At 62.3% G+C, this 11,665-nt stretch carries 9 protein-coding genes; 5 read left to right on the top strand and 4 right to left on the bottom strand.

Annotated elements, in window-relative coordinates; all coding sequences use genetic code 11:
- Positions 1–209 precede the first annotated feature (209 nt).
- On the top strand, positions 210–683 hold the full coding sequence (locus JQ611_RS38015) for a universal stress protein (protein WP_192736345.1): 474 nt from the start codon (positions 210–212) through the stop codon (positions 681–683).
- Positions 684–722: 39 nt separating this feature from the next.
- Here the strand turns inward: JQ611_RS38015 and JQ611_RS38020 are convergent, their stop codons facing one another.
- Positions 723–1,127 carry a YccF domain-containing protein gene (locus tag JQ611_RS38020; RefSeq protein ID WP_212268709.1) on the bottom strand — a complete coding sequence of 135 codons (405 nt, stop codon included), beginning with the start codon at positions 1,125–1,127 and terminating at the stop codon, positions 723–725.
- 169 nt (positions 1,128–1,296) lie between these two features.
- Here JQ611_RS38020 and JQ611_RS38025 point away from each other — a divergent pair, with 169 nt between their 5' ends.
- Positions 1,297–2,376, top strand: coding sequence for an LLM class flavin-dependent oxidoreductase (locus JQ611_RS38025; protein ID WP_212468349.1), 1,080 nt, complete (start codon positions 1,297–1,299; stop codon positions 2,374–2,376).
- Positions 2,377–2,400: 24 nt separating this feature from the next.
- Here JQ611_RS38025 and JQ611_RS38030 read toward each other — a convergent pair whose 3' ends face one another.
- The 3 genes from JQ611_RS38030 to JQ611_RS38040 all read right to left on the bottom strand — a co-directional run bounded on the left by JQ611_RS38030 (position 2,401) and on the right by JQ611_RS38040 (position 8,696).
- On the bottom strand, positions 2,401–5,508 hold the full coding sequence (locus tag JQ611_RS38030) for an EAL domain-containing protein (protein WP_212468350.1): 3,108 nt from the start codon (positions 5,506–5,508) through the stop codon (positions 2,401–2,403).
- A gap of 211 nt (positions 5,509–5,719) precedes the next feature.
- Complete coding sequence (locus JQ611_RS38035) at positions 5,720–7,537, bottom strand: bifunctional diguanylate cyclase/phosphodiesterase (RefSeq protein ID WP_212468351.1); 1,818 nt, start codon at positions 7,535–7,537, stop codon at positions 5,720–5,722.
- Between the two features lie 181 nt (positions 7,538–7,718).
- Entirely contained in the window at positions 7,719–8,696 is a 978-nt protein-coding gene (locus tag JQ611_RS38040; RefSeq protein WP_212468352.1) for a sensor histidine kinase, read from the bottom strand.
- Positions 8,697–8,878: 182 nt separating this feature from the next.
- Here JQ611_RS38040 and JQ611_RS38045 point away from each other — a divergent pair, with 182 nt between their 5' ends.
- The 3 genes from JQ611_RS38045 to JQ611_RS38055 all read left to right on the top strand — a co-directional run bounded on the left by JQ611_RS38045 (position 8,879) and on the right by JQ611_RS38055 (position 11,656).
- Positions 8,879–10,135: a serine hydrolase gene (locus tag JQ611_RS38045; RefSeq protein ID WP_212468353.1), complete on the top strand. Its 1,257-nt coding sequence runs from the start codon at positions 8,879–8,881 to the stop codon at positions 10,133–10,135.
- A 32-nt stretch (positions 10,136–10,167) separates the two neighbouring features.
- Positions 10,168–11,004, top strand: a complete 837-nt coding sequence (locus JQ611_RS38050; RefSeq protein ID WP_212268715.1) for an SDR family NAD(P)-dependent oxidoreductase — start codon at positions 10,168–10,170, stop codon at positions 11,002–11,004.
- A gap of 148 nt (positions 11,005–11,152) precedes the next feature.
- Positions 11,153–11,656: a cupin domain-containing protein gene (locus JQ611_RS38055; protein WP_212268716.1), complete on the top strand. Its 504-nt coding sequence runs from the start codon at positions 11,153–11,155 to the stop codon at positions 11,654–11,656.
- The last annotated feature ends 9 nt before the right edge of the window (positions 11,657–11,665 follow it).

Raw genomic sequence — 11,665 nt, forward strand, 5'->3', positions numbered from 1 at the left:
GCTCTATCCAGCTGAGCTACGGGTGCAGTGGGGCTTCATTTAGCCGATTGGTCTGGCATCGGCAACGGCCTTTGGGGCACCTTGAGGCGCCCGGCAATACGAAGGTGGCAGGACGGCGGGCCTCATCCCCGTCAAAAATCTGATCCGTTCTGCCGGATTGGTGCTAGTCTTGGTTTGTTGATCTTCTCGACCATCGATGGGGACGTCCGATGTATAAGAAGGTTCTTCTGGCCTATGACGGGTCTGTTGAGGGCCGGCGCGCCCTGCGGGAGGGCGCCAAGCTCGCGCAAATGTGCCGTGCCGAGGTCTTCCTGCTGGCGGTTGTCGAGGTTTCCTCGATCATGACGCCGGAGGCCGGGCTCACCATTCCGATCGAACTGCAAACCGAAGACTACAAGGCGATCCTGGCCGAAGGCACGGAGCGGCTGAAGGCGGTGGGCTTTACGCCGACCTCGCGGCTGGAGGTGGGAGATGCCGGGCAAAAGATCGCGGAAGTGGCCGAGGAAATCGGCGCGCATCTCGTGGTCGTCGGGCATCGCCCGCAAGGGCCGCTGGCGCGGTGGTTCGGTTCCGTCGGCAGCTATCTGGTCAAGCGGCTGCGCTGCAGCGTGCTGGTCGCCCAGACCGAGATCAGCGACGATGAATTCGAGCGGCTGAAGCCGCCGGCCGAGACGGCAGCCTAGGCTCAGTTTTGCACCGCGCCGGATCGATCGAAGAGATCGTTACGCCGGAACGATGATCTTGCCGATCGGCCATAGCGCGATGCCGGCGAGTTTGAGGTGTGCCCAGGCGAAGGGAATGCCGATGATGGTCACGGCCAGCACGATCGCCGTGACGACATGCGCGAGCGCCAGCCACCATCCCGCCAGCACCAGCCAGATGATGTTGCCGACGACGCCGAGCGGCCCGGTGCCGATATCCTCCTCACCGGTATAGAGGTCGCGCGACACCGCCCTGAACCCGAACGGAAACAGCGTGTAGGCCGCGATATTGAACGCCGCCCGTGCCCAGGGCAGGCCGATGATGGTGATGGCCATGATCACGGCGGCCACCAGCCAGCCGAATGCCATCCACGCGCCGCCAAGCACGATCCAGACAATATTCAGAAGTAGCGAGACCGGTGACATGGCCCATCTCTACCGTGCCGGGGACGCCATTGAAACTCAAAAAGCCCGCTGCGGCAGGAATTGGCTTGTGCGCGTCGGCATCCGGAACTCGATTGCCGCAGGCCGTTCAGGCGCTAAACTGCTTTCCAATACGATCCGAACAACAGGCGTCCTTTAGGGAGAAGCGTCGATGCGTCCGCTCGAATTCGGCTGGTATCTGCCCACGCACGGCGACACCACGGCCTATGGGCTGATGGAGGCGCAGGTCGCAGGTTCCCCTGAACTCTGTGATCGCGTGGTGCAGGCGGCGGAAGCGGCCGGATTCGAATATTTGCTGATACCGGTGGGCTCGGTGTGCTGGGAGGCATGGATCACGGGCGCGTTCATGGCGGCGCGGTCGCGGACGATCAAGCCGCTGATTGCAGCAAGGCCCGGCTACATCAATCCGGTGCTGCTGGCCAAGATGATCTCGACCTTCGACCAGATGTCGGGCGGCCGCATCTGCATCAATCTGATTGCCGGCCAGAACGAGAGCGAGGTCGAAGGCGAGGGCGTGCGTTACGCCAAGGAGGAGCGCTACGCGCTGATGGAGGAGGAGGTCTCGATCCTCAAGGCGCTGTGGACCACGCGCGGCCCGGTGACGTTCGAAGGCAAGTTCCACAAACTGTCGGGCGCGCATATCAGGCCGCGTCCCTTGCAGCAGCCATTTCCAAAATTCTATCTCGGCGGCGGCTCGCGCCAGGCCTGGGAATTGTCGGCGAAACATTCCGACGTGCATCTGTTCTGGGGCGACCTGCCGGAACGGATCGCCGGAAACATCGCCGAGATCAGGCAGATGGCCCGTGCCCATGACCGCGAGAACGACATCGGATTCGGCATGCGGCTGCAGGTGATCTGCCGTGAAAACGAAGCGGACGCCTGGGAGGCCGCCGATCAGCTGGTGCGTCACGCCACCGACCGGCAGAAGCAGGAGATGAAGACGCTCTACAACAAGTCAGAGGCGAACCTGCGCGTGCAGCAGCTTGCCCGCGACCATGGCGACCTGCTGCTGCCGCATCTATGGACCGGCATCACCAAGGTTCGCCCGGGTGCCGGCATCGCCGTCGTCGGCAATCCCGCGCAATGCGCGGATACGCTGCAGCAATTCATCGATGCTGGCTGCCATTCGTTCTGCCTGTCCGGCTATTTGCACGACGAGGAGGCCGAGCGTTTCGGCCGGATGATCCGCCCCATCCTCGCCGAGAACAATCGGGGTCGCTGGGCTGCGTAGGGCCGCGCGGGTCGACATCGCGGGTCAGGCCGAGGCGAGCGCGGCTTCGCTGCCAACGCCGATCAACCGCCGCACCTCGGCAGCCGGCTTGGGGGCACTGAACAGGTAGCCCTGCATCTGGGTGCAGCCGAGCCTCTTCAGCAAGGCCTTCTGCTGTTCGGTTTCGACGCCCTCGGCGGTCGTGATCATGTTGCGCGAAGTCGCAATGTTCACCACCGCCTGCACGATCGTCTCCGAGCCGTCGACCTCGATGTCGCTGACGAAGCAGCGGTCGATCTTGATCTTGTCGAACGGGAAGCGCTTCAGATAGCTCAGCGAGGAGAAGCCGGTGCCGAAATCGTCGAGCGCGATGCGCACGCCGATGGCGCGGAGCTGATGCAGGATCGCCAGCGCGGTCTCGTCGTCATGGATCAGGACCGCCTCGGTGATTTCGATTTCCAGCCGATCTGGCGGCAGGCGGGAGGTGGCAAGTGCGCCCATGATCCGAAGTGCGAGTGTCTGGGATCTCAACTGGACTGGCGAGACGTTGACGGCGAGTCGCACATGGGCCGGCCAGCTGGCGGCCTCGATGCACGCCGTCTGCAGCACCCAATCGCCGAGCTCGTTGATCAGGCCGATATCTTCCGCCAGCGGGATGAATTCCGCCGGCGAGACCATGCCGCGTCCGGGGTGGCGCCAGCGCAGCAGCGCCTCGCAGCCCACCACCTCGTTGCTGCCGAGGTCGAGCAGCGGCTGATAGTGAATTTCGAAACCGCGATCGACCATCGCCTGCCGCAGGTCCTGCTCCATGGTCAGCCGCGCCTTGGCGCGGGCATCCATGACCGGCTCGAAGAAACGATGGGTGCGGCGGCCTTCGGCCTTGGCGCCGTACATCGCCAGATCGGCGCTCTTGATCAGCTGGTCGAGATCGGTGCCGTCCTGCGGCGCCAGCGCGATGCCGATGCTGGCGTCGGTCGAGAGTTGATGGCCGAGGCAATGATGGGGTTGCCGGATCGCCTCCTGGATCCGCGTCACGAATTCGACGACGTCGTCGCGGTCGCCGGCCGCGGTCTGGATTACGGCGAATTCGTCGCCGCCGAGCCGCGCAATCAGATCGGTCGGCTTGAGGCAGTCCTTGATACGGGAGGCGACGGCCTTCAACAGTTCGTCGCCGACATGATGCCCGAGCGAGTCGTTGATGCCCTTGAATTCGTCGATATCGATATAGAGCAGCGCGAATTGTTCGCCGCCGACGGCCTTCTGCAACTCGCGCTCGATCTGTTCGCGGAACAACACCCGGTTCGGCAAGTCGGTCAGCGCGTCGTAATGCGCGAGATGGGCGATCTTTTCATCGGCGCGGCGACGCTCGGTAACATCCTCGACGACATGGACGATGTAGCTGGGCTCGCCGGCCTGATTGCGAATTCCGAGCCGTCTGGAGGTGATGTAGCGACGGCCCATCGCCTGGGTTTCCCAGAGATGCTCGTCCTTGAACAGGCCGTCGGCGGATCGCAGCGCCTTGTCGTCGTCGGCCGTGACGATGTCGGCGGATGCTTGCGGAAATATGTCGAAGGCGGTTTTGCCGATGATGCTGTCGCGGGAAATGCCGAATTGAGTTTCGGCCACGCGGTTGGCCAGAAGGTAGCGGCGATCCCGGGCGCCCTTCACGGTGATCTGCGAGGGGATGTGATCGATGATCTGGCTCAGGAAAGCATGGTTGCGGTCGCGTTCCTGCTCGAGTTTGCGACGCTCGGTGACATCTTCGATGGTGGCGATCCAGCAGCCATGCGCCAGCGGCCGGCTGATGGCCAGGAAGCTTCGCCCGTCCGGGCACTGCATCATGCTGTGGTCGGCCTCACCCCGTGCGATATTCCGCAAAACGCCGGAACAGAATTCCTTGACGTCGCCGCTAAAGGCTCCCTTGTCCCTGCGGTGCTGGATCAGGTCGGAGAAATGACAGCCGGGCTTTACGATGTCCGGCGACAGGTTGAACATGTCGATGTAGCGCTGGTTGACGGTGACGATGCACGCGGAGGCGTCGTACATCACCAGGCCCTGGATCATGTTGTTGAGCGCGGTGTCGAGCCGGTGCCGTTGCGATTCCAGCCGTTGCTGCGCCTCTTTGCTCTGCCGGGTCATCTGCCGGATGATGAGGAACAGGATCAACGCGATCGTCGATGCCGACAAGATGGCGGCGCTGACCAGGAACCTGGTCTGGGCCTCCCAATCGGCCAGCGCGGCGGTCATCGAATTGGTCGCGATGACGATGATCGGGAAGCGGCTCAACTGGGCCGCGGACCCGAGCCGTTCCCTGCTGTCGATCGGGCTTTTGACGCGCAGCGTCTGCTGACCGCCCTGCGTCAGGACACGCTGCAGCAGCGGCGCCGATTTGAAATTTTGTCCGACCAGGTGTTCGGCGCGCGGATGTCGCGCCAGCAGGGTGCCGTCGGCGTGAAACATCGAAACGGCGGCGTCCGCTCCGATCGCGACGGAAGCAAAGAACTTCACGTAATTGGAAGGATCGATGCGCCGCGTCATCACGCCGAGAAAGACACCATCTTCGCCGGTCAGCCGATGGGCAACGACCGTGTTCAGACTGCCGCTGACAAGGCTGCGAAGCGCCTCGGTCTGGATCGAAGGTGATTGCGGATTGAATTTGAAGGACTTGAAGTAGGCGCGTTCGGAGATGTTGAGGGCCGGCGTCGGTAACGGCCGCGACCAATTGATGATGTTGCCGTCGGCGTCATAGATCGAAATGTCGCCGAGATAGGACAGGACGCCGGCTTTGGATCTGAGGATTTCGTGAGCTTCCAAACTCGACATCAATTTCCGGAACGCCTGCGGCGAAGCGATGCCGGGAATGTGCAACCGCGCTATCACGTCGGCGGCGATGGTGTCGGAGTCCTCGAATTGCTGGTCGAAGTGACGGGTGAGCAGCAGTACGGTGTTTTGCAATTCGCGTTCGCTGTTAGCCAGCGCGCGCTCGCGGAATTCCGCGACCATCATGATCGTGCCGGCAAAAATCGCCGCAACCAGCAGGGCCCCGCAAACGGTCAGCCACAGCACCGGACCACGGATCGTCGTGCCGAGACGCCGACTGGCCGCCGCGGCTCGGGACACCATGCTTTTCAGGTCGCGAAACAGAACGCGCATTCCCCCTTCTCCCCGGGAACTACATACGATGCGCTCATGTCATAAGCCGTTAGGAAATCCGGTTACCTAAGGTTTAATCCAGCCCTCTAGGCACCGTTTGCGGCCGCACTGCGCGCATGGCCGGCTGCGTGGTGCGCAAGGTGGTATCTGTCTACTTTTACAACTTTCGGGATTGGGGTCGGCGGGGGCGATGCGCGGACGCTAAGCTGCCTCAGCGGCGATAGCCGCTGGCGCGGGAAAAGGCCGGGCGGGTTTCCTGTGCCGGGCGGCTCGACAGGCTGGCGCGCGTTTCGCTGGCGAGCGGTGCGGCCGGCCTGAGATCTTCCAGGAAGATCGGCTTGGAGAAGTAATAGCCCTGCGCATAGCGGATCTTGGTCGCGGCCTGCAGATAGGCCAGTTCCTCGAAGGTTTCGAGGCCTTCGGCGATCACGGTCATGCCGAGCGCTTCGCTCAGCGATTCGATCGCCCGCAAAATGCCCTGGCTGCGCGGCCGCAGATGGATGTCGGTGATGAAGGAACGATCGATCTTGATTTCGTCGGCGGTGATGTCGGCCAGCGCCGACAGCGACGAATAGCCGATGCCGAAATCGTCGATCGAGATGCCGACGCCGAGCTTGCGGAAGATCGGCAGGATTTCATCCTGGAAATGCGTCTTGGTGACGAAAGCGTCTTCGGTCACCTCGATCATGAAGCGCTTCGGAAATCCGGTCGCCTCCAGCGCCTGCGCGAACGGCCGCATGAATTCGGGATTGCCGGCCTGCTTGGCCGCGACGTTGATGCTGATCGTGGTATCGGGACCGAAGGTCTCGTTGATCAGGTCGATCGACTTGACGATCTCCGCCAGCACCAGATGGGTCAGTTCGTCGATCAACCCCAGTTCGACGGCGAGCTTGATGAAGGTGCCGGGGGCCTGAATCACGCCCTCATCGTCCCTGAGCCGCACCAGCGCTTCGATGCCCTTGACGGCCTTGGTGCGGATGTCGACCTTGGTCTGGAACGCACAGCAGAAGCGCTTTTCCAGGATTGCCAGCCGCAGCGATTGTTCGACCTTCATCCGCGCCAGCGCCTCGCGTTCCATGCTGGAGTCGAAGAACGCTGCCCCGCCCTTGGCTCCGTTCTTGACGCGGTACATCGCGATATCGGCATTTTGGCGCAGCGTGTCGTAGGTCTTGCCGTGCTCGGGATAAAGGCTGACGCCGATCGACGTCGAAGCGAATATCTCCGATTCGTCGATGAAGAACGGCGCCTTCAGCCGTTGCAGCATGAAATGGATGTATTCGGCGACTTCGCTCTCGCTCTGGACCGGATTGAGCAGCAGCATGAACTCGTCGCCGCTGATCCGCGATAGGATGTCGGATTCGCGCAAATCCATGCCCAGCCGCTTGGCCATTTCGACCAGCAAGGCGTCGCCGATCGCGTGGCCGTAATAGTCGTTGATGTGCTTGAAATTATCGACGTCGAGAAACGCGAGCGCGAAGTGGCCGTGGACATTGCCTTGTTGCAAATTGCCTTGTTGCAAATTGCCTTGGGCGCTGTCGCGCGCGAGCAGCGTGTTGACGCGGTGTTCGATCACCCGCCGGGTCGGCAATCCCGTTAGTTCGTCATAATAGGCCGAGCGGAACAACGAATCCTCGAACGCCTTTTGTTCGGTGATATCGGCGGAACTCGAGACCAGCAAATTGCGTCCGGCGATCTGGATCGGCCGGTGTGAGGTGAGAAATACGTGCTTGGCCGGACCGGAGGTCACGGCCTCTTCCAGTGTGGCCGCGTGGCCGCTGCGGAGCAAATCGAGACAGGTCTCCTGGCGATCGCTCAATTGCGAGGGCGCAGGCGCGGCCGCGGCCATCTGCAGTAACGCCGCGGCGGCGTCGTTCACCAGCAGGAACTCGCCTTGCTCGTCCTGAACCGTCACGCCGGTCGGAAGCAATCTGAGGACATCCCGCAGAATGCTCAATTCGGTACCAAAAGCGCCTTCGTTACCGGCGCCAGTCGCTGCCGCCTGAAGGTCATGTTTATAGGGACTATGCATGCAGCGGAGCTTGCCAAAGTCCCTTCTAATTTTGGTTAAGTGGAACTGTGAAAAACCGCGACACTCCTAGAAGTTGGCGCTTTCGGACCACGCGGCCGCAATCGTCATTAACAGAATCTCAATTCGGAATGCGGCCGCGTGCGATAATTGCGAATTGTGCCTTCAGGTTGTGCAACCGCGTTCAGCTTGCGGGGATGCGACACTGCATCGTGCAATGAACGCCGGTCTTCAGGAAACTGACTTCGGTCTTGCCGTCGAACGAGCGGAGTGCCGATTGTAACAGCTTGGTGCCGAAGCCCGGCGCTCCGATTTTTTCAACCGCAGGTCCCTCGGTTTCGTCCCAGGTGATCTTGAGCCAAGCCACATTGAGTTTGTCGTCTGACACCGTCCACGACACCTGCAACATGCCATTCGCAGCGGAAAACGCGCCGTACTTCCCGGCATTGGTGGCCAATTCGTGGAAAATCAGCGCCAGGCTGACCGCCAGCTTGGCCGGAAGGAATAGCGGATCGCCGTTCAGGTTGAATCGGACATGGCCGTAAGGCCCGAGTTCGGAGCGCAGCAAGTCCTTGATATCACAGCCGCTGCCATCGACCCGTGCGATCAGATCGTCGGTTGCCGACAGCGCGCGGATCCGGTGATCGATGCTGTTCCAGACCTGCGGTTCATCATGCAAGACCTGGTGCAGAACGGCGTGAATCGTCGATGTCTTGTTCTTCAGCCGGTGCTGCAGCTCGTCGACGATCAGCTTGCGGTATTCCTCTTCCTCGGTCAGGCGCTTGGCGATCTGCCGCTGTTGCGCGACGATGGTCCGGTAGTGCTCGACACCCCATATCGTGATGCCGCAGACCGCCCAGAAAATCAGCAGCAGCGCCAGGCGGGCGGAATCGGCCACGGCGTCGCTGAAATTGACGGCGACGCCAAGCGCGCCGCCGGCGAGCGCCGTTGCGATCCCGATCCGGTAGCCGCCAAAGGCGGTGGCAAAGAACACGGCCGGAAAATACGGCGTGAAGAATACGTCGGGGCGGATCTGGGCCAGTCCCCACCGCGCCAGGGTCGCCAAAACGAGGCAACAGACCGCAAAGGCGGTGCTGAATAGCGGTGAGGGCTGGGAAATTCCCTGCCAGCCATGCCTGAACTCGTCGATCAATTTCGTCATCGGTGTTGTCACTTCACGTGATCAGCGAATCCAAAATAAGGCCGACCCTAACGGAAATCGGGGATATCGAGCCCGCCGGCAACGACGAGGCGGTCCTGCCATGGCGATGTCAGCGCGATAAGCTCGCTTGCGTTGTTCCCGGCGGGCGGGAATATTGGCATCAACAAAAACGGGAGGAATGGATGAACCGTCTCATTCGCGCGTTCGGCGCATCGGCCCTCTTTGTCCTTGCGGCCACCGGGAACAGTTGGGCGGACCCGGTGCTCCCCATGGCTGTGACGCCCGAAGACGTCGGCCTGTCCTCCAGCCAGCTGGCGCGCATCGAGGCGGTGACCCAGAAATACGTCGAAACCGGGCTGGTGCCGGGCGCCGTGATGCTGGTGGCGCGGCGCGGCAAGATCGCTTGGCACAAGACTATGGGTTTCCGCGACCGCGCGGCGAAAGACCCGATGCGACCGGACTCGATCTTCCGCATCTATTCCATGACCAAGCCGATCGTCTCGGTCGCGGCCATGATGCTGGTCGAGGAGGGAAAGATGCAGGTCAGCGACCCCGTATCGAAATTTATTCCGGAAATCGGCCGCATGAAGGTGGGCAATGAGACCACCGAGAACGGCAAGCCGGTGCTGCAATTGACCGATCCCGCCCGCGAGATGACGGTGCAGGACCTGTTGCGGCACACCTCCGGGCTGATCTACGGCGCGCGCGGCAAATCGCTGATCAATGCGGCCTATGTCGAGGCCAGGATCGGCGGCCGTGATGCCAGCAATGAGGAGTTTGTCGCGAAATTATCGAAGCTGCCGCTGCGGTTCTCCCCCGGCGAGCGCTGGGAATACGGGGTGTCGACCGACGTGCTGGGGCGCGTGGTCGAAGTCGTCTCGGGCAAGACGCTGGGCGAATTCCTGAACGAGCGCATTCTGACGCCGCTCGGCATGACCGACACGGGCTTCTCTGTGCCGTCCGACAAGCTCAATCGCGCCGCCCAGCCCTGGCAAATGCCCGAATCGCCGCCGATGACGCCACGCTTCGACGTAGCGCAAAAGCCCCGTTTCGAATCCGGCGGCGGCGGCCTCACCAGCACGATGGACGACTACCTGCGCTTTGCGATCATGCTCGCCGATAGCGGCGAATTCGCCGGCAAGCGCCTGCTCGGCAACAAGACCGTCGATTTCATGACGGCGGATCATACTTTGGCGCGGCCGGGCCGGCCGCCGGGGCTGGGTTTTGGCCTCGGCTTCGAGGTTCGGACCAGCGTCGGGGATGCCGCCTTGCCGGGCTCGCTCGGGGAATATGGCTGGGCCGGCAACGCCGGCACGCTGTTCTGGATCGATCCCAAGGAGCAATTGATCGCGATCTACATGGTGCAGGTCGATGACGGCGTGCGGATCATGCTGCGCAATCAGTTCCGGACCATGGTCCAGTCCGCGATCATCAACTAGGATTTCTCAGGTTTCGCAAAGGGGATGGTGAAATGGGACGGCTGGACGGCAAGGTCGCGGTGATCACGGGCGCGACCAGCGGCATCGGACTGCATACGGCGGAAATTTTCGTCGCCGAAGGCGCGAAGATCGTCATCGCCGGGCGCCGCGCGCCGGAGGGCGAGGCGCTGGCCAAGAAACTCGGCGCTATCTGCATCTTTCGTCAGACCGATGTCACGGTCGAGGAGCAGATGAAGGCGCTGATCGGGCTTTGCGTGGAAAAGTTCGGCAGGATCGATTGTCTGTTCAACAACGCCGGCGGTCCGGCCCAGACCGGCGGCATCGAAGGCCTTGAGGTCGATCGCTTCGATGCGGCGATGGCGACGCTGGTGCGCAGCGTGATGCTCGGCATGAAGCACGCAGCACCCCAGATGCGCAAGCAAGGCTCCGGCAGCATCATCAACAATGGCAGTATCGCAGGGCGGCTTGCCGGCTTCTCGTCATCGATGGTCTACGGCGCGGCCAAGGCCGCCGTCATCCACCTCACCAAATGCACGGCGATGGAGCTCGGCGAATCCAACATCCGCGTCAATTCGATCTCGCCGGGTGCAATCGCGACCGGCATCTTCGGCAAGGCGCTGGGCCTTTCGGTGGAAGCCGCCGAAAAGACCCCGAGCGTGATGCGTGAGGTCTACAAGACCGCGCAGCCGATCCCGCGCGCCGGATTGCCAGCGGATATCGCGCATGCCGCGGTGTTCCTCGCCAGCGACGAATCCTCTTTCATCAACGGCCACGATCTCGTTGTCGACGGCGCCATCACCGGCGGCCGCAACTGGACCCAGCAGCAGCAGGGCTATGTCGCGCTGCGCAAGGCATTCGATCAGGGATAGGTATGGGGAGTTAACCGTCATTGCGAGCGCAGCGAAGCAATCCATTCTTCCTTCGTTGCGCCATGGATTGCTTCGCTGCGCTCTCTTGCACAAACGCTTTGCGTTTGTTGCAGGCAATGACGACGAGATAGTGGAAGGAGAAGAAGAAATGTCTGCAACACTTGGTTTGTCACCCGCCAGCCCCCAAGGGCGGCCGTTTTATCTCGCCGTGATCGCCGGGCTCGCCTGCGCCTTCGTGATCGGGAAGACCTTGCCCTCCACGATGGATGCGATCTCGGCGATTATCGAGCCGCTTTGTTCGAACGCTGCGGCCGCAGGCTCGCCGCTCGATACCGTCGAGCCGATCGGCTCCTACGCGCTCCCGAACGTGCCGGGCAAGAGGGTGACGATCGTGCGCGTGTTCTACGGGCCCGGCGGGTTCACCCGCGCGCACCGGCATGCCGGCTCCGTCACCGCCTATGTCACCAAGGGCGAAATCCGCTCGCAGCTTGCCGGCGGCGTCGTCGAGACGTTCAAGGTGGGCCAGTCGTTCTTCGAACCGCCCGGAGCCGTGCACCTGGTTTCGGCCAATGCCAGCATGACAGAGCCCGCGGAATTGATCGCGGTATTCGTCGCCGATGAAGGCGCGCAGCTCACGACGTTTGTGGAGTAGCTGGGGATC

It is taken from the genome of Bradyrhizobium sp. AUGA SZCCT0182 (assembly GCF_018130185.1).
In the GTDB taxonomy this organism is placed as follows: Bacteria; Pseudomonadota; Alphaproteobacteria; order Rhizobiales; family Xanthobacteraceae; genus Bradyrhizobium.